Annotated in this window: 14 protein-coding genes, 1 tRNA gene and 2 rRNA genes (1 of these 17 cut by a window edge); 12 read left to right on the top strand and 5 right to left on the bottom strand. The window is 66.1% G+C overall.

Translation table 11 applies throughout. The features are described from left to right. From OIM94_RS14000 to OIM94_RS14015, 4 genes are all read left to right on the top strand, one after another. Window positions 1–870 (top strand): 23S ribosomal RNA (locus OIM94_RS14000) (it extends 1,922 nt beyond the left edge of the window). 120 nt (window positions 871–990) lie between these two features. Next, window positions 991–1,105, top strand: a 5S ribosomal RNA gene (rrf, locus tag OIM94_RS14005). Window positions 1,106–1,190: 85 nt separating this feature from the next. Next, window positions 1,191–1,267, top strand: a tRNA-Met gene (locus tag OIM94_RS14010). A gap of 394 nt (window positions 1,268–1,661) precedes the next feature. Then, complete coding sequence (locus OIM94_RS14015) at window positions 1,662–4,607, top strand: TonB-dependent receptor plug domain-containing protein (protein ID WP_264607316.1); 2,946 nt, start codon at window positions 1,662–1,664, stop codon at window positions 4,605–4,607. Window positions 4,608–4,746: 139 nt separating this feature from the next. On the opposite strand, the gene era is transcribed toward OIM94_RS14015, so the two are convergent. The 3 genes from era to lepB form a co-directional block, all read right to left on the bottom strand. After that, the gene (era, locus tag OIM94_RS14020; RefSeq protein ID WP_264607317.1) at window positions 4,747–5,655 is read right to left on the bottom strand and encodes a GTPase Era; all 909 of its coding nucleotides are present in this window, start codon (window positions 5,653–5,655) and stop codon (window positions 4,747–4,749) included. Window positions 5,656–5,813: 158 nt separating this feature from the next. After that, window positions 5,814–6,479: a ribonuclease III gene (gene rnc / locus OIM94_RS14025; RefSeq protein WP_413716357.1), complete on the bottom strand. Its 666-nt coding sequence runs from the start codon at window positions 6,477–6,479 to the stop codon at window positions 5,814–5,816. Window positions 6,480–6,481: 2 nt separating this feature from the next. Next, a complete protein-coding gene (lepB, locus tag OIM94_RS14030) occupies window positions 6,482–7,345 on the bottom strand; it encodes a signal peptidase I (RefSeq protein WP_264607318.1) in 864 nt (287 codons plus the stop codon). Between the two features lie 104 nt (window positions 7,346–7,449). Between lepB and pgi the strand changes: the two genes are divergently transcribed. The 3 genes from pgi (at window position 7,450) to gorA (ending at window position 10,690) form a co-directional block, all read left to right on the top strand. Beyond that, entirely contained in the window at window positions 7,450–8,946 is a 1,497-nt protein-coding gene (pgi, locus tag OIM94_RS14035; protein ID WP_264607319.1) for a glucose-6-phosphate isomerase, read from the top strand. After that, on the top strand, window positions 8,943–9,245 hold the full coding sequence (locus tag OIM94_RS14040; RefSeq protein WP_264607320.1) for an alkylphosphonate utilization protein: 303 nt from the start codon (window positions 8,943–8,945) through the stop codon (window positions 9,243–9,245). The genes pgi and OIM94_RS14040 overlap by 4 nt, the downstream gene beginning before the upstream one ends. 101 nt (window positions 9,246–9,346) lie before the next feature. Further along, window positions 9,347–10,690 carry a glutathione-disulfide reductase gene (gorA, locus tag OIM94_RS14045; RefSeq protein WP_264607321.1) on the top strand — a complete coding sequence of 448 codons (1,344 nt, stop codon included), beginning with the start codon at window positions 9,347–9,349 and terminating at the stop codon, window positions 10,688–10,690. On the opposite strand, the gene OIM94_RS14050 is transcribed toward gorA, so the two are convergent. Both OIM94_RS14050 and OIM94_RS14055 read right to left on the bottom strand, forming a co-directional pair. After that, window positions 10,683–11,738 (bottom strand): AbrB family transcriptional regulator, encoded by a 1,056-nt coding sequence (locus OIM94_RS14050; RefSeq protein WP_264607322.1) that lies wholly within the window; start codon window positions 11,736–11,738, stop codon window positions 10,683–10,685. The genes gorA and OIM94_RS14050 overlap by 8 nt on opposite strands. Beyond that, a complete protein-coding gene (locus OIM94_RS14055) occupies window positions 11,735–12,994 on the bottom strand; it encodes a dicarboxylate/amino acid:cation symporter (RefSeq protein WP_264607323.1) in 1,260 nt (419 codons plus the stop codon). Before OIM94_RS14055 ends, OIM94_RS14050 begins: the two co-directional genes overlap by 4 nt. Window positions 12,995–13,065: 71 nt before the next feature. Here OIM94_RS14055 and glmM point away from each other — a divergent pair, with 71 nt between their 5' ends. From glmM to OIM94_RS14080, 5 genes are all read left to right on the top strand, one after another. Further along, complete coding sequence (gene glmM, locus OIM94_RS14060) at window positions 13,066–14,406, top strand: phosphoglucosamine mutase (protein ID WP_264607324.1); 1,341 nt, start codon at window positions 13,066–13,068, stop codon at window positions 14,404–14,406. Then, a complete protein-coding gene (locus tag OIM94_RS14065) occupies window positions 14,406–14,630 on the top strand; it encodes a DUF1272 domain-containing protein (protein WP_264607325.1) in 225 nt (74 codons plus the stop codon). The genes glmM and OIM94_RS14065 overlap by 1 nt, the downstream gene beginning before the upstream one ends. A 4-nt stretch (window positions 14,631–14,634) precedes the next feature. Next, window positions 14,635–15,795 carry a bifunctional hydroxymethylpyrimidine kinase/phosphomethylpyrimidine kinase gene (gene thiD / locus OIM94_RS14070; protein ID WP_264607326.1) on the top strand — a complete coding sequence of 387 codons (1,161 nt, stop codon included), beginning with the start codon at window positions 14,635–14,637 and terminating at the stop codon, window positions 15,793–15,795. After that, window positions 15,788–16,414 carry a ribonuclease HII gene (locus OIM94_RS14075; protein WP_264607327.1) on the top strand — a complete coding sequence of 209 codons (627 nt, stop codon included), beginning with the start codon at window positions 15,788–15,790 and terminating at the stop codon, window positions 16,412–16,414. The genes thiD and OIM94_RS14075 overlap by 8 nt, the downstream gene beginning before the upstream one ends. A gap of 96 nt (window positions 16,415–16,510) precedes the next feature. Further along, window positions 16,511–17,080: a hypothetical protein gene (locus tag OIM94_RS14080; RefSeq protein WP_264607328.1), complete on the top strand. Its 570-nt coding sequence runs from the start codon at window positions 16,511–16,513 to the stop codon at window positions 17,078–17,080. Window positions 17,081–17,232 lie beyond the last annotated feature (152 nt).

The raw sequence follows: 17,232 nt of genomic DNA on the forward strand, positions 1-17,232 counted from the left end.
ATTGAATTCTCCGTGAAGATGCGGAGTACCCGCGGTTAGACGGAAAGACCCCGTGCACCTTTACTGCAGCTTCAGAGTGGCAGTGGAGAACAACTGTGTAGAATAGGTGGGAGGCTTTGAAGCACCGGCGCCAGCTGGTGTGGAGCCACCAAGTGAAATACCACCCTGTTGTTCTTTACTGTCTAACCTCGTACCGTCATCCGGTACAGGGACCCTCTGTGGCGGGTAGTTTGACTGGGGCGGTCGCCTCCTAAAGAGTAACGGAGGCGCGCGAAGGTTGGCTCAGGCCGGTTGGAAACCGGCTGTTAGAGTGCAATGGCATAAGCCAGCCTGACTGCGAGACTGACAAGTCGAGCAGAGACGAAAGTCGGTCATAGTGATCCGGTGGTCCCTCGTGGAAGGGCCATCGCTCAACGGATAAAAGGTACGCCGGGGATAACAGGCTGATAACCCCCAAGAGCTCATATCGACGGGGTTGTTTGGCACCTCGATGTCGGCTCATCACATCCTGGGGCTGGAGCAGGTCCCAAGGGTTTGGCTGTTCGCCAATTAAAGTGGTACGTGAGCTGGGTTCAGAACGTCGCGAGACAGTTTGGTCCCTATCTGCCGTGGGCGTCGAAATTTGAGAGGAGTTGACCCTAGTACGAGAGGACCGGGTTGAACATACCTCTGGTGTACCAGTCGTTCTGCCAAGAGCGCAGCTGGGTAGCTATGTATGGACGGGATAACCGCTGAAAGCATCTAAGCGGGAAGCCTCCCTCGAGATAAGATTTCATAGAGCGGTCGAAGACCACGACCTTGATAGATCGGATGTGGAAGCGCGGTAACGCGTGGAGCTAACCGATACTAATTGCTCTTTTCGCGCTTGAGAGTTTCACACCCCCATCGACAACCCTGGGTTGTCGCAATGCAGGGTGGGTGAACATTCCAGCCTTTGACAGTGTACGATTTGAAACCCGATTTCCCCTTTCGCCCACACCGGCTTCATTGCTTGGTGGCCATAGCGTCTGTGACCCACCCGATCCCATCCCGAACTCGGCCGTGAAACCAGACAGCGCCGATGGTACTATTGCTCAAGCAATGGAAGAGTAGGTCGCCGCCAGGCATTGAAGCCGGTGTCGGCAAAGGTACGGAAACCAAAAACCCATTCACATGTCCCCCGTTCGCCCTCCTAAGGGCACCAGCTTTGGCGCGGGGTGGAGCAGCCCGGTAGCTCGTCAGGCTCATAACCTGAAGGCCGCAGGTTCAAATCCTGCCCCCGCAACCAAATCATACAGAAAAAGCCCCGGCGACATACCCGCCAGGGCTTTTCTGCGTACACTGCATCGCCAGCACAAACACGCGCTCTGACCGCTACCGCCAAGGGGGCACCACCGCCCCGCCGCCAGCCGCTGACGCGATCAGATCACGCTCACATCATCCAAGGCAAAGTTGTTTCCGGCACATTTCCAGGATGATTGTTGCACGTATCCTACTGTGTTGCGGCGGCCACAGAGGCAATTAAATTACTAAAGTGTTACGCGCAGCTTCTTTACACGCCCCGAGCCTATCGCCATCGCAACGATATGTGTCGTCGACAGCAACATCGCGGCGCAGCTTAGGGATCGGCGCGCCCATCTGCTGTGGAGCGGCGGGCGCGGTCAGTAAAGGAAGAGTAGAGTATGTCTCGTATTGCCTATGCCCTGCGCGCCGGTACGGCGCTGGCAGGGTTCGGCGCGGCCGCGCTGTTCGCACTCCCCGCCGCAGCCCAGGACCAGACCAACCCCACAGCCACGCCGAGCGGTCCGCAGACCGGCGGCACCGAAATCATCGTCACCGGCTCGCGCATCGCGCGCCCCGACCTGCAGGCCTCGACCCCGGTCGCCGTGGTTACGGCCGAGCGCATCCAGCAGACCGGTGCGTCCAACATCCAGGACGTGCTGGCAACGCTGCCGGCGGTGGGCCAGAATGTCAGCCGCACGAGCTCCAACTTCTCGAACACCGGCAATGGTACGGCCACCATCAACCTGCGCAACCTCGGTTCGTCGCGGACCCTGGTGCTGATCGACGGCCGTCGTACCCTGGGTATCGCCGGGACCTCGGCGGCAGACGTCAACAACATCCCGACCGACCTCGTCGAGCGGATCGACGTCGTGACCGGCGGCGCCTCGGCGGTCTATGGTTCGGAAGCGATCGCGGGCGTGGTCAACTTCGTTCTCAAGAACAACTTCCAGGGCCTGCGCATCCGCGCGCAGAACACCGTGTCGGACAAGGGCGATGCACCGCGCCAATATGTCTCGATCACCGGTGGCCAAAATTTCGGCGAAGGCCGCGGCAACGTGACCGCCAACTTCAGCTATGACAATGACCACGGCCTGCCGTCGCGCAACCGCAGCTTCTCGTCGCGCGACGTCCCGAACCGCAGCTCCTATGCCGCGCAGGGCCTGTTCGACATCAGCAACCCGAACCAGACCCAGTTCTCGCCGACCAGTGGGCGCACCTACACCTTCGATGGCGCCAACAACCTGAAGGGCTATCAGGGCGCCAATGTCGACGGCTACAACCGCAACGGCGATCGCCTGTTGTCGGTGCCGGTCGAGCGCTATCAGGGCGCAGTGCTGGCGCACTACGACTTCTCGGATGCGTTCAAGCTGTACGCACAGGGCCAGTATACCCGCACCAACTCCAACGCCTCGCTCGAGCCGTCGGCGATCGCCAACACCGGCCCCGGCGCGGCGCTCAACTTCGACGGCTCGGACTATGCCGGTATCCCGATCAGCAGCCCCTATGTGCCGGCAGCGGTGCGTGCGGCAGCGATCGCGAACGGCACCAACGTCATCCAGTTTCGCCGTCGTTCGAACGACATCTTCAGCCGCAGCAACAAGAACGAGCGCGATTTCTATCGTGGCGTGATCGGCGCGAAGGGGCAGTTCACCGCCGGCACCAACTGGTCGTACGATCTTTATTACGAGCATTCGGAAAGCCGCGACCACACCACCGCGCAGTCGATCTACATGCCGAACTACGGCGCGGCGCTGAGCAACGAGATCGGCCCCGACGGTCAGGTCCGCTGTTCGGACGCGGCAGCGCGCGCGGCAGGCTGCGTGCCGATGAACATCTTCGGCTTCAACACGGTAAGCGCCGCGGCGTCGAAGTTCCTCCAGACCTATACCGGCCCGACCCGGAACGTGACGCTGGTCGACGGCAACACCGTCCAGCTCGTCAACGGCACCAACGTCTCGTATGATTATCTGGCGAAGGTGAACCAGGACGTCGTTTCCGGCAGCATCAACGGCGATCTGTTCTCGCTGTGGGGCGGCCCGATCGCCTTGTCCTTCGGTGGGGAATATCGCCACGAGAAGAGCACCGAGGTCTTCGATCCGTTCACCCAGGCCGGCCTTGCCGCGGGCAACCAGATCACGAACACGCGCGGCAGCTTCAACGTCAAGGAAGGCTTTGTCGAAGTCGTCGCGCCGGTCGTCGAGAACCGCCCCGGCCTCGAATATCTCGGCCTCGAGGGCGCTGCCCGCTATGCCGACTATTCGACCGTCGGCGGCGTGTGGAGCTTCAAGGCGGGCGGCACCTATGCGCCGGTAAAGGACATCCGCTTCCGCGCGATCTACTCGCGTGCGACGCGCGCCCCGAACATCGGCGAGCTCTATTCGTCGCTGAGCCAGACCTTCCCCGCCGTGCAGGATCCGTGCGACCAGGGCGGCGGCGAGGGTGATGGTGCCGCGATCGGCGCGCTGCCGGCCGCCTGCCGCAGCATCCCGGGCATCGCGACGACGATCGCGAACCGGGGCTCGTTCGCCTACACCACGTCGCAGATCCAGACGATCGACGGCCTGCTCGGCGGCAATTCGCGCCTGCGCGAGGAGACTGCCGACACGCTGACGGTCGGCGCGGTCGTCACGCCCACGTTCTTCAAGAACTTCAGCATGACGGTCGACTATTACAGCATCAAGGTGAAGAACGCGATCGGCATCATCGGCCAGCAGGTGTCGGTGGACCAGTGCGTCGCAACCGGGAACCCGTTGTTCTGCAACAATGTCGTGCGGGACAGCGGCGGCTTCATCACCCGCGTCAACGCGCTCAACCTGAACACCGGCTCGTTCCTGGTCTCGGGCATCGACGTGGAAGCGCGCTATGCGATCCCCGTCGGCGCGTCGCGCTTCGACTTCGACGTGATGTACAACCATCGCTTCAAGCAGCAGCAGACGCCGTTCCCGGGCGGGCCGGTGCAGAACGAACTGGGCCAGGCGGATTGCTACAGCTGCGGTCGCCTTGGTTCGGGCTTCAAGGACAAGGGCTTCGCCAACGTCACGTTCAGCGCGCCCAAGTTCCAGCTCAACTATCGCGTCGACTATATGGGCCCGCTGACCGACAATCTGGGTGATCCGGATGCGCAGCGCATCTCGGCCTATTTCTATCACAACCTTCAGGGCAAGATCCTGGTGGGCGGCAAGCAGCAGATGGAGCTGTACGCCGGCGTCAACAACCTGCTCGACACCAAGCCGCCGGTCTTCGGCGACACCAACCAGGTTACCTGGCCGGGCGCGCAGACGGTGGCGAACACCTACGACCTGTACGGCCGCATGCTGTACGTGGGTGCTACCATCAAGTTCTGATCCCTGCTGGATCGACCAATTAACGGGGCGGCGCTTTTCGAAGTGCCGCCCTTTTTTTGCCCCGTGCGGCAGAAGCGAACAAAAAGGCCGTGAGCCCCAATGGGATCACGGCCTTCTCGATGGTCCCGGAGACGAGAGGTCAGTCGACCCAGTCGAGCCCGATTTCGCGGTAGAGCCCGCGATCCTCTTCCCACTTCGGATTGACCTTGACGTGCAAATAGAGGTGCACCGGTACGCCGAGCAGCTTCGACAGCTCGACGCGGGCACGGCTACCGATTTCCTTGAGGCGCTGGCCGCCTTTGCCGAGCACGATCGCGCGCTGGGTATCGCGTGCGACAAGAATCTGCTGGTGGATCTCGACCGAGCCGTCCTCGCGCTCGCTGTATTTTTCGGTCTCGATCGCGCTCGCATAGGGCAGCTCGGCATGGAGCTGGAGGTAGAGCTGCTCCCGCGTCACCTCTGCTGCCAGCATGCGATCGGTCGCGTCGGAGACCTGGTCTTCGGGGAAATGCCATGCCTCTTGCGGCATCGCCTTGGCGAGCGCGGCCTTGAGTTCGGGCACGCCGTCGCCGGTCTGGGCGGAGACGAAATACGTCTCGTCGAACGGCAGCGCCTCGTTGAGCTTGGCGGCGTGGCCGAGCAGGCGGGGCTTGTCCGCGATGTCCACCTTGTTGAGGATCAGGATCTTGCGCCCCTTGCGGCCACGCAGGCTGTCGATCACCGCATGCACCTTGGGTCCGATGCCGCCCTTGCCGTCGACGACCAACGCGACGAGGTCGGCGCCGTCTGTGCCGTCCCAGGCAGCGGCGACCATTGCGCGATCCAGCCGGCGCTCGGGCTCGAAGATGCCGGGGGTGTCGACCAAGATGATCTGGGTGTCGCCTTCGATGGCGATGCCCATCACGCGGGCGCGGGTGGTCTGCGCCTTGGGGCTGACGATGGCGACCTTCTGGCCGACCAGAGCATTGACCAGCGTCGACTTACCGGCATTGGGCGCACCGAGAATCGCGACGACGCCGCAGGATTGTTGGGGGGTGGGTTCGGTCATGGTTTCCGGTTGTACTGGGGAATGGGGATGGAGGCGAGGCCCCTTGCCGTCATCGTAGCAAGCTGGGATCTCCGGTAGCACGCTGATCCGGCGGAGAAGCGCTTTTGCGGGGGATCCCGGCTTTCGCTCGGATGACGGCCTTGCGGTGGCGGCTTCGGTCAGCCGCCCAGCTTGGCCAGCAGTGCCGCCGCCGCGGCGGTTTCGGCTTCCTGTTTGTTGCTGCCCTCGGCGCTCGCTTCGGCGAGTTTGCCGATCGACACCTTCACGGTGAAGCGCGGCGCGTGGTTGGGGCCGGAGCGATCGACGATCTCATATTCCGGCGGACGGCGGTTGCGCGCGGCGGCCCATTCCTGGAGCGCCGACTTTGGATGCTTGGGCGCCTTGGCATGGGCATCGATCCGGTTGCCCCAGACCTTGCGGACAAACGCGCGAGCCGCGTCGAGCCCGGCTTCGCGATACCAGGCGCCGATCAACGCCTCCATCACGTCGCCCAGCACATTGTCGCTGTCCGCCGCGCCGTCGTCGCGCGCCTGCTTGCCGAGGCGGAGATGCGGCACCACGCCCAGCTCGCGCGCGACATCGGCGCAGACCGGGCCGGTGACGAGCGAGTTAAGCCGGCGCGACAGCGCGCCTTCCGGCTCCTCCGGAAACCGTTCGAACAGCCATTCGGCAACGACCAGGCCGAGCACCCGGTCGCCGAGAAATTCGAGTCGCTGGTAGTTGCCTGCGGCCTGGCTGCCATGGGTCAGCGCGCGTTGGAAACTAGGCAGGTCTTTGGCGGGGCGGCCGAACGTCTTCTCGACCCAGCCGCCCAGATCGGGCACGCTCAGAAGCCTTCTCCGATCCGGCTCCACCGCGCCGCGGTGAACCAGGTCCAGGGGAGCAGCCAGTTGGCGCCGCCATCGGTCGACCAGAAGTTCACGACCGCCTTGCCCTCGATATTCTCGATCGGCACGAAGCCGATGCCCGAGCCATAGGGCGGCTGCTGGAAGCGGCTGTCGGTGGAGTTGTCGCGGTTGTCGCCCATCAGGAACACATGGCCGGCGGGGACGGTGTACACTTGCGTGTTGTCCTGCGGCAGATTGTCCTGGTCGAGCACGTTGTACTGCTTGCCATTGGGCAGCGTCTCGCGGAACTGCGGGATGCGGCAGATCGGCGCCCCCTTGGCGTCCGCGGTCTGGAACTGCGTCGGGCAATGGGTGAAGTTCGGCGTGATCGGCAGCACGAAATCGGCGATGCGCTGCTTCGGCACCGGCTTGCCGTTCAGGATAACCTGGCCGTTGACCATTTCGATCGTGTCGCCCGGCAGGCCGATCACGCGCTTGATCCAGTCCTCGCCGTTATGGTTCGGCGCCTTGAACACCACCACGTCGCCGCGTGCCGGCGTGCCGGGGAGGATGCGGCCCGGAATCAGCGGCAGGCTCCACGGCAGCGAGTGCTTCGAATAGCCATAGTTCCACTTGGTGATGAACAGATAGTCGCCGATCAGCAGCCGCGGCAGCATGGATTCGCTGGGGATGCTGAACGGCGAGAAGATGAAACTGCGCACCACGAACACGATCAGCGCCAGCTTGAGCAGGAACGTCGCGAGGTCGCGCCACTCCGACTTGGGCTTTTCCGGCTTTGCGGCAGGCACTTGCACGGGATTGGCGCGCGAGGCGCCGGGTTCGGTGGAGGCGGGCGTTTCCATGGGCACTGCTCTGCTAGGGCGCGGCGGGGAGGTCAAGCGGCGGAATGAGGCTGGAATGGGCCGGTGCGGGACGATAGGGGACGCGTGCCACCAAGGAGATGAACATGGCCTTGCCCGACTGGACGCCGATCCAATCCCTCCCCGCCGCCAAGCTGACCGATCTGTTCGCTGCCGATGCCGATCGGCTGTCGCGGCTGAGCGCTGATGTCGCCGGCATCCATTTCGACTGGTCGAAGACGCACCTGACGCCCGAGGCTATCTCCGCCTTCGCCACGCTGGCGCAGCAGATGGACTTCACGGCCAAGCGTGACGCGCTGTTCGCGGGCGAGGTGGTCAACGTCACCGAAGGCCGCGCGGCCGAGCACACCGCCGAACGTTATGAGGGCGCAGCCGAGAGCGTCGCCCGTGCGCGGTCGCAGCACGCGCGGATGCGTGCGCTGATCGACGCGATCGAGGCCGAGGCACTGGGGCCGATTCGTCATATCCTGCACATCGGCATCGGTGGCTCGGCGCTGGGCCCTGACCTGCTGGTTGATGCGTTGGGCCGCGACATGGATCGCTATGACGTGGCGATCGTCTCCAATGTCGACGGCGTGGCGCTCGAGAACGCGATGGACGTGTTCGATCCGCAGGCGACGCTGCTGGTGATCGCCAGCAAGACCTTCACCACCACCGAGACGATGCTCAACGCGCAGAGCGCGCTCGCCTGGATGGCGGAGGGCGGGGTCGAGGATCCCTATGGTCAGGTCGTGGCGCTGACCGCCTCGCCCGAAAAGGCGATGGAATGGGGCGTCGACGAGACCCGTGTGCTGCCCTTCTTCGAGAGCGTCGGCGGGCGCTATTCGCTGTGGTCGTCGATCGGCTTTCCGGCGGCGCTGGCGCTGGGCTGGGACGCGTTCGAGGAACTGCTGGAAGGCGCGGCCGAGATGGACCGCCACTTCCGCCTGACCGATCTTTCGCAGAACGCCCCTGCGCTCGCGGCCTTCGCGGACCTCTATTACAGCCAGGCGCGCGGCTGCGAGACGCGCGCGACCTTCGCCTATGACGAACGGCTGAAGCTGCTGCCCAGCTATCTCCAGCAGCTGGAGATGGAATCGAACGGCAAGCGCGTCACGGCCGAGGGCGACGTGGTGACCTATCCCACCGCTGCGATCACCTGGGGCGGCGTCGGCACCGATGCCCAGCATGCGGTGTTCCAGTTGCTCCACCAGGGCACGCATCTGGTGCCGCTCGAATTCGTCGGTGTCATCGAGGCGGGCGATGCGCTGGCCGAGGACCATCACCGCCAGCTGCTGCTCAACATGTTCGCGCAGGGCGCGGCGCTGATGGCCGGCAAGGGGCATGAAGACCCGGCGCGCGCCTATCCTGGCGACCGTCCGTCTTCGACGCTGCTGCTCGACAGCCTCGACCCGCGCACGCTGGGCGCGCTGATCGCCTTTTACGAGCACCGCGTGTTCGTGAACGCGGTGCTGCTCGGCATCAACCCGTTCGACCAGTTCGGCGTCGAGCTGGGCAAGGAAATGGCCAAGGCGGCCGACAAGGGCGGGCTCGACTTCGATCCTTCCACCAACGACCTGATCCAGCGGGCGTTGGGCGCATGAGCGGGGACGAATATGTGTATGACGAGGCGAGCGGGGAGTGGATCCCCGCCGCCGAGGCCGCGGTAAAGGCCGCGGCGGCCGACACGGTGGAAGTGCGCGACTCGGTCGGCAACCTGCTCCAGGACGGCGACCAGGTGACGCTGATCAAGGACCTGACCGTGAAGGGCGCCGGCCAGACGCTCAAGCGCGGCACGCTGATCAAGTCGATCCGCCTGACCGGCGACGCGCAGGAGATCGACTGCAAGTTCGATGGGATCAAGGGCCTGGTCCTGCGCGCGGAGTTCGTCCGCAAGCGGTGAGCGGCAAGCCGCGGCGGCCCTTGTTTTCGGCCGCCGCACCCTATCTTCCTCCCCGACCCCTTCTCCCGGCCGCTTGCGCCGGCGCATCTCCGGAGTGACCCATGTCCGACTATGACTTCGACCTGTTCGTAATCGGTGCGGGTTCTGGCGGTACGCGTGCCTCGCGCATGTCGGCGGCGTACGGTGCCAAGGTCGCGGTGTCGGAGGAATATCGCGTCGGCGGCACCTGCGTGATCCGCGGCTGCGTGCCCAAGAAGCTGCTGATCTTCGGCGCGCATTTTGCCGAGGATCTGAAGGACGCGCGCCGCTTCGGCTGGGACGTGCCCGATTGCCGGTTCGACTGGCCGACGCTGCGCGACAATGTGCTGGCGGACGTGGATCGCCTCAACGGTCTCTACACCCAGGGGCTGGAGAATAATGGCGTAGAGATCCTCCTCGATCGCGCTACCGTCACGGCCCCCAATGAAGTGACGCTGGGGAGCGGCCGCAAGGTTACCGCCAAGACGATCCTGATCGCCACCGGCGCGCATCCGCATGTGCCCACTTTCCCGGGCAGCGAGCATGGCATCACCTCCAACGAGGTGTTCCACCTGGAAACGCTGCCCAAGCGCGTGCTGATCGCCGGCGGCGGCTATATCGCCAACGAGTTCGCCGGTATCTTCAACGAGTTCGGATCGAAGGTGACCTTGGTCAACCGCACTGACGTGATCCTGCGCGGCTATGACGCGCAGGTGCGCGACCGGCTGCTCCAGATCTCGATGACCAAGGGCATCGAGTTCCGCTTCTTTGCCGAGTTCGAGAAGATCGAGAAGCAGGCCGATGGCAGCCTGCTGGTCTCCATGAGCGGCCACGACCCGATCGAGGTCGATTGCGTGCTGTTCGCGACCGGCCGCGTGCCCAACACCGAGGGGCTGGGGCTGGAGGCGGTCGGCGTCGAGCTCGACAAGGGTGCGATCAAGGTGGATTCCGACAATCGCAGCTCGGTGCCCAGCATCTATGCGGTGGGCGACGTGACCAACCGCGTGCAGCTGACCCCGGTCGCGATCCGCGAGGGACAGGCGTTCGCCGACACGCTGTTCGGCGGCAAGCCGCACCAAGTCGACTATCACTGCATCCCGAGCGCGGTGTTCAGCCATCCGCCGATCGCTGCGGTCGGCATGACCGAAGGCGAGGCGCGCAACAAGCTCGGCTCGGTGAAGGTCTACACGTCGGACTTCCGGGCGATGAAGAACGTGCTCGCCGGGCGGCACGAGCGCGCGCTCTACAAGATGATCTGCGACGGCGTCACCGGCCGCGTCGTGGGCCTCCACATGATCGGGCCGGATGCGCCGGAGATCCTGCAGGCGGCCGCGGTTGCGGTGAAGGCGGGGCTGACCAAGGACGCGTTCGACGCGACGGTGGCGCTGCACCCGACCATGGCCGAGGAACTGGTGCTGCTCAAGTAACCGGCTGGAGGCGCCGCGCCACCCAGCGCGCGAGCAGGGGGCCGGCACCGAGCACCGCGAGGAAGCGCAGCGTCTGCATCGCCATGACGAAGGGCTGGTCGACCGGCACCGAGGTGGCGATGATCGCGACCGAGTCGAGTCCGCCGGGGCTCACCGCCAGATAGGCGGTGACGAGATCGATTCGGGTGAAGTGGGTGAGCAGCAGCGCGAGCCCGGTCGAGAAGCCGATCAGGATCGCGACCGACAGCAGTACGCGCGGCAAGGCGCGGGCGGCGAGGCGCAGCGTTTCGCGGGTGAAGGCAAGGCCGATGCGCCAGCCGATCAGCGCATAGCTGCAGGCCAGCACGGGTTCGGGCAGGCTGAGGCGGACGATGCCCGTGAGGTGCAGCGCGACGCCCAACGCCAGCGGGCCCAGCAATGCAGGCGCCGGCAGTCGTAGGATCAGCGCGCCCGCAACGCCCGCCGCTGCCACCGCCAATGTCGCCAGCGTGGGCAGCAGCGGTGCCGGTGCGATCAGCGTGTGCAGCCAGGATCCGTCGTGATGCGCGCCGCGCCCTGCCGCCAATGCCGAGGCGGCACCGGCCACACAGACGACGCGGGTATAGGTCATGAAGGCGACGAGGCGGACATCGGCGCCGAATGCCTCGGCCATCACCACCATCGCGCTCGCAGCGCCCGGCATCGATCCCCAGATCGCGGTGGTGCCCGGCAGCACCTGCCAGCGGCTCAGCCAATAGCCGAGGAAGCAGCTTGCTCCCAGGGTGGCCAGGGTGACGCCGACGAACAGCGGCCACTCGTGCAGCACCGCGGTGAAGATGCCGGCGGAAAGCGTGCCGGCGATCAGGCAGCCGATCACCGCCTGCGCGCAGAGGAAGCTCCAGCGCGGCAGGCCGAGGCCCGAGCCGCCGGCGCCGAAGGCGATGCCGGCCAGCATTGGGCCCAGCAGCAGGCCGGCGGAAAGGCCGATTGCCTCCAGCAGCGCTGCCAGCGCCAGCGACAGGAGTGCGAGCGCACTCCAGCGGACGGGACGAGCGGCGACGATCCTCAATGCGTCAGGATCTCGTCAGCCGTGCTGCGCGGCGCCTCCGCCTTGCGGGCCAGCCAGATCGTCGTCGCGAGATCCCAGGTGACGTTGCCGACGGTGCGCATGATGTCCGGCAGCGTCTCCACCGCGACGAGCAGACCGAGCGGCGTGATCGGCGCCCCGATCGTCGCGGCGACCGGGGAGATCGCGCTGACATAGCTCACCGTACCAGGCAGGCTCACCGACCCCAGCGAGGTCAGCGTGGCGACCACGGCGCCGACCAGCAGCGTTGCCGGATGCAGCGGTACGCCGAACCATTCTGCGATGTAGATTGCCACGGCGAAGTTCATCGCGGGCCCGGTCGAGCGGAAGATCGCAACCGCCAGCGGCAGGGTGACGCCCGAGACGGCGACCGGCACGCCCACTTCCTCGGCGCCCTCGATCATCACCGGCAGCGTGGCGAGCGACGATTGGGTGCTGATCGCCACCGCCTGACTGGGAAGCGCCGCGCGGAACATGCGGACCAGCCCGATGCGGCCGCCGAACACCGCGGCGGGATAGGCGAACAGCGTGATCACGCCGCCCACGCTGGCGACGATCAGGATATAGTGGAGCAATGCGCCGAACGCGCCGGTTCCCGCCTTGGCGCCGACCACCAGCGCCAGCGCGAACACGCCGACGGGTCCGATCCACAGCACCCAGTCGATCACCACCAGCATCACGTCGCGCACCGCGACGAAGAAATTGGTCAGCAGCGCGCGCGATTCCGCAGCGACGCGGGTGATCGCGAAGGCGAAGACGAGGGAGAAGATGATCAGCGACAGGAACGCATTCTCCGCCGCTGCCTTCACGATATTGGCCGGGATGATCGCCGCGAGGAACTCGCCCAGCGGGGGCACGGGGCCGATCTTCTCGGCGCCGGTCAGCGCGGCACGCAGGCTCGCGGCGGATTCCTGTGGCAGCGGCGCGATCTGGAGGAACAGCGGCGTCAGCACCGCGGCGATCAGCGCCGAGCAGAACAGCAGCGTGACGTAGAGCGCAATCGCCCGGCCGGCGAGCCGTCCCGCGGCGGCGGCTTCGGCGGTGGCGGTCACGCCGGTGATCAGCAGCGCCACGACGAGCGGCACGATCGTCATCTGCAGCGCGTTGAGCCAGGCCTGGCCCACCGGCTGCGCCCAGGCAGCGGCGGCGAGGCCCGATTGCGGCGACCAGGCCGCCAATGCGGCGCCGACCGCGAGCCCGGCCAGCAGGGAAAGAAGAATACGGGTAGGTTGCGACATGCTCGCCCTTTGAGGTTTTCGCCGCTATCACGGCGCGCATACAACGCCACAAGGGCGCGAGAACGAGACGCATGGCAAGAAAATATTTCGGCACCGACGGCATCCGCGGCGCGACCAACCTCTCTCCGATGACCGCCGCCATGGCGATGAAGGTGGGCATGGCGGCCGGCGCGCATTTCCGCCGCGGCGATCACCGCCACCGGGTGGTGATCGGCAAGGATACACGGCTTTCCGGCTATATGCTGGAAAATGCGATGGTTGCGGGCTTTACCAGCGTCGGCATGGACGTCGTGCTGGTCGGCCCCATGCCGACCCCGGCGGTGGCGATGCTGACCCATTCGATGCGCGCCGATCTGGGCGTGATGATCTCGGCGAGCCACAACCCCTATTTCGACAACGGCATCAAGCTGTTCGGGCCGGACGGGTTCAAGCTCTCCGACGCGGATGAAGAAGCGATCGAGGCGCTGATCGACGGCGACGTGCCGCTGGCACCTTCCGCCGATATCGGCCGGGCCCGTCGGGTCGAGGACGCGCGCGGCCGCTACATCCACTTCGCCAAGTCGACGTTCCCCTCCGAGCTGACCCTCGATGGCCTCAAGGTGGTGGTCGATTGCGCCAATGGTGCTGCCTATCAGGTTGCGCCCTCGGCACTGTGGGAGCTGGGCGCCGAGGTGGTCACGATCGGGGTCAGCCCGAATGGCAAGAACATCAACGACGGCGTCGGCTCGACCGCGCCGCAGGTGCTCAGCGAAACGGTGGTCGGCTCGGGCGCGGCGCTGGGCATCGCGCTGGACGGCGATGCCGACCGGCTGATCGTTGTCGACGAGACCGGCACGGTGATCGATGGCGACCAGCTGATGGCGCTGATCGCCACCGGCTGGGCGCGGCAGGGCAAGCTCGCCGGCGGCGGGCTGGTCGCGACCGTGATGTCGAACCTTGGGCTCGAGCGCCACCTTGCCGCGCAGGGCCTGGGGTTGGTGCGCACCAAGGTGGGCGACCGCTATGTGCTCGAGAAGATGCGCGGCTCCGGCTACAATGTCGGCGGCGAGCAGAGCGGGCACATCATCCTGTCCGACTATGCGACCACCGGTGACGGGCTGGTCGCGGCGCTGCAGGTGCTGGCGGAAATCGTCCGGGCAGGCGCGCCGGCAAGCGAGGTCCTGCACCGTTTCGAGCCGTTGCCGCAGCTGCTCAAGAATGTCCGCTTCGCCGGCGGCAAGCCGCTGGAGGACGAACGCGTCAAGGACGTGATCGCCGCCGCCGAGGCCGAGCTGAAGGGCCGCGGTCGCCTGGTGATCCGTGCCTCGGGCACCGAGCCGGTGATCCGAGTGATGGCCGAGGGTGACGACAAGGCGCAGGTGGAAACGGTGGTCGACCGGATCTGCGACGCCGTGCGCGTGGCGGCCGCCTGATGCTGGATATGCGGCCCGATTGCGAACGCTGCGGCACCGATCTGCCGGCAGATGCCGGTGGCGCGTTCATCTGCTCGTTCGAATGCACCTTCTGCGCGGAATGCGCCGACGAGATGGACGAGCGTTGCCCGAATTGCGGCGGCGAATTGCTCGACCGGCCGGCGCGGGTCGGCGATGCGCTGAAGCGACACCCCGCATCCACCGAGCGCAAGCACAAGGGATAAAGCCATGGGCGCACGTGTGCTGATCATCGCAGGCTCGGATTCCGGCGGCGGCGCCGGGATTCAGGCGGATATCAAGACCGTCACCATGCTCGGCGGCCATGCTATGACCGCGATCACCGCAATCACCGCGCAGAACACGGTGGGCGTGCAGGCGGTACACCCGGTGCCGACCGACATGGTGCTGGCGCAGATCGACTCGGTGGTGCGCGACATCGGCGTGGATGCGGTGAAGATCGGCATGATCGGCTCCGCCCGCACCGCGCTGGCGGTGGCCGAGCGGCTGGACGAGCTGCCCGGCGTGCCGGTGGTGTTCGATCCGGTGATGGTCGCCACCAGCGGCGCGCGGCTCGCCGACCAGGCGACGGTCGCCGCGTTCGAGCGGCTGATGGACCGCGCGACGGTGGTGACGCCCAACCTGCCCGAACTGGAGGCGCTGGGCCGCGACCCGCAGGCGATCGTCGCGGCACATCGCTGCGCGGTACTGGTGAAGGGCGGGCATGGCGAAGGGCCCGAGGTGGTCGACACGCTTTACTCCGCCGATCCGGAGGACCCGCCCCAGATCGAGTGGCGCGATCCCAGGATCGACACCGGGAACACGCACGGGACCGGTTGCACGCTGGCCTCGGCAGTCGCTTGCGGCCTGGCGTGCGAATGGGACCTGCCCGAGGCGGTGAGCCGGGCGCGGCGCTTTGTGCGGATCGCGATGCGCGAGGCCGAGGGGCTGGGGCGCGGCCACGGGCCGATGGCGCAGCAGGCGGTGCGGCTTGACCTCAACATGAGCTTCTTCGAGCCGATGCTGAACCAGGTGACGGTGCCCGCGCGGGACCTAGCGGCGAGCGAGCGCTTCTACCGGCTGCTCGGGCTGCGCCAGGTGGTGCGGGCGTCTCCCCGCTATGCCCGGTTCGAAACCGAGGGCGGCGCGACCTTCTCGATCGCCACCGATGAGGCGTACACCGCGCCGGTGGTCTATTTCGAATGCGGCGATCTCGATGTGACGGTCGCCTATCTTCAACAGCAGGGCTTCCGCTTCGAGCAGGAGCCCCGGGACGAGAAATGGGGCTGGCGCGAGGCGCGGCTGCGCGATCCCGCCGGCAACGCAGTTCGTCTCTATCAGGCTGGCGAGATGCGTCGCTTTCCGCCATGGCGGATCGAGGACGATGCCTGATCTTAGCTACGAAACCCGCTATTTCCAGCTGCACACCGGCCCGGTAGCCGGCGTGGACGAAGCCGGCCGCGGCCCGCTGGCCGGGCCGGTGGTCGCCGCCGCGGTGGTGCTGGATCCGAACTGCATTCCCGAGGGGATCAACGACTCCAAGGCGCTGACCGCCGCCAAGCGGGCGAAGCTGTGCGAGGAACTGCTCGCTTGCGCGAAGGTGGGGGTAGGCGTCGCCAGCGTCGAGGAGATCGACCGGCTCAACATCCTCTGGGCGACGATGCTGGCGATGACGCGCGCGGTGGAGGCTTTGGGATTTCCGCCCGCCTTCGTGCTGGTCGACGGCAATCGCTGCCCGAAATGGCACCATCGCAGCGAGGCGGTGGTCAGCGGCGACGCGCTGTGCCTGTCGATCGCGGCAGCCTCGATCGTCGCGAAGCATCGCCGCGACTGTATGATGGTCGAACTCGACACGCAGTTCCCCGGCTATGGCTGGGCGTCAAACAAGGGCTATGGCGGCAAGGCGCACCAGGAAGCGCTGCGCGCGCTCGGGCCCACACCGCATCACCGCCGCAGCTTCGCGCCGGTGGCGCAGGCGCATCTCGATTTCGGGCCGCTCGCGGCGGAATAGGCCGCACCCGATCCAACCCGGCAAATTTTGCCTAGTGCGCTGCACGCGCCCGCTGCCGTCCTACAATGAAAGGATCGCAGCGGGAGGAAAGCAGGCATGGCATATCTGGGCAGTATCATGCGGGGATCGACCGGCGGGTTCCAGCCGGCACCGCGCCACGACCCGGTACTGGCCGAGCTGCTGCGCGAAGCGATCGTCGGGCCGGCGAGCTTCCACGAGATGGCGGCGATGGTCCGCTATGCCGAATCGCGCGGGATGGGGGCGATCCGATTCCGCTTCGATGACGATGTCGCGCTGACCGATCCCGCGCACCCGCTGCACATCGCCTTTCTCGAAACGCTGCGCGATCCCGCGCTGGCCAGCGACTTTGCCGATCTGGGCGAGATTGCACCCTGGCGCGCGCGAGCGCTGGCGTGCCGGCTTCCCTCCGACATGCTGGGCGCGCGTCCCAGCCGCAAGGCGATCCGCGCCGCGATCCAGGCGCAAGGCACTAGCTGGGAAGTCCGCGTGGCGCTTTGCGTGGCGGCACGCATCCGATTCGGGGGAGATGCCGAATGGTTCGGTCGCGAGGCGCAGGTGCTCTACGAAATGGGGCTGTTTCCGCAAGCCCGCGCCCGGCTCGCGGCGAGCGTCGCACGCGGCGGCGAGGCCATAGCGATCGGCTGAATCGTTTGCGGAACGTTCCAGCTTATCCACAGGCGGGAAAATTTTCACGAAAACGAAACTGAGTCTTTCGGGTCACACCTACCAGCGCTTGGGCCTGTGGATAACTTCTTGACTCAAGATATGGCGGGTGCCGAAATGTTCCGCCGCGCCAG

Source organism: Sphingomonas sp. R1 (assembly GCF_025960285.1).
Classification (GTDB): domain Bacteria; phylum Pseudomonadota; class Alphaproteobacteria; order Sphingomonadales; family Sphingomonadaceae; genus Sphingomonas.

Excerpts from the sequence above, each read along its gene's own strand:
- OIM94_RS14065 (WP_264607325.1), top strand. The coding sequence starts at position 14,406 with ATGCTGGATATGCGGCCCGATTGCGAACGCTGCGGCACCGATCTGCCG.
- OIM94_RS14015 (WP_264607316.1), top strand. The coding sequence starts at position 1,662 with ATGTCTCGTATTGCCTATGCCCTGCGCGCCGGTACGGCGCTGGCAGGG.
- era (WP_264607317.1), bottom strand. The coding sequence starts at position 5,655 with ATGACCGAACCCACCCCCCAACAATCCTGCGGCGTCGTCGCGATTCTC.
- OIM94_RS14055 (WP_264607323.1), bottom strand. The coding sequence starts at position 12,994 with ATGTCGCAACCTACCCGTATTCTTCTTTCCCTGCTGGCCGGGCTCGCG.
- OIM94_RS14040 (WP_264607320.1), top strand. The coding sequence starts at position 8,943 with ATGAGCGGGGACGAATATGTGTATGACGAGGCGAGCGGGGAGTGGATC.
- OIM94_RS14075 (WP_264607327.1), top strand. The coding sequence starts at position 15,788 with ATGCCTGATCTTAGCTACGAAACCCGCTATTTCCAGCTGCACACCGGC.
- lepB (WP_264607318.1), bottom strand. The coding sequence starts at position 7,345 with ATGGAAACGCCCGCCTCCACCGAACCCGGCGCCTCGCGCGCCAATCCC.
- pgi (WP_264607319.1), top strand. The coding sequence starts at position 7,450 with ATGGCCTTGCCCGACTGGACGCCGATCCAATCCCTCCCCGCCGCCAAG.
- OIM94_RS14080 (WP_264607328.1), top strand. The coding sequence starts at position 16,511 with ATGGCATATCTGGGCAGTATCATGCGGGGATCGACCGGCGGGTTCCAG.
- thiD (WP_264607326.1), top strand. The coding sequence starts at position 14,635 with ATGGGCGCACGTGTGCTGATCATCGCAGGCTCGGATTCCGGCGGCGGC.
- gorA (WP_264607321.1), top strand. The coding sequence starts at position 9,347 with ATGTCCGACTATGACTTCGACCTGTTCGTAATCGGTGCGGGTTCTGGC.
- glmM (WP_264607324.1), top strand. The coding sequence starts at position 13,066 with ATGGCAAGAAAATATTTCGGCACCGACGGCATCCGCGGCGCGACCAAC.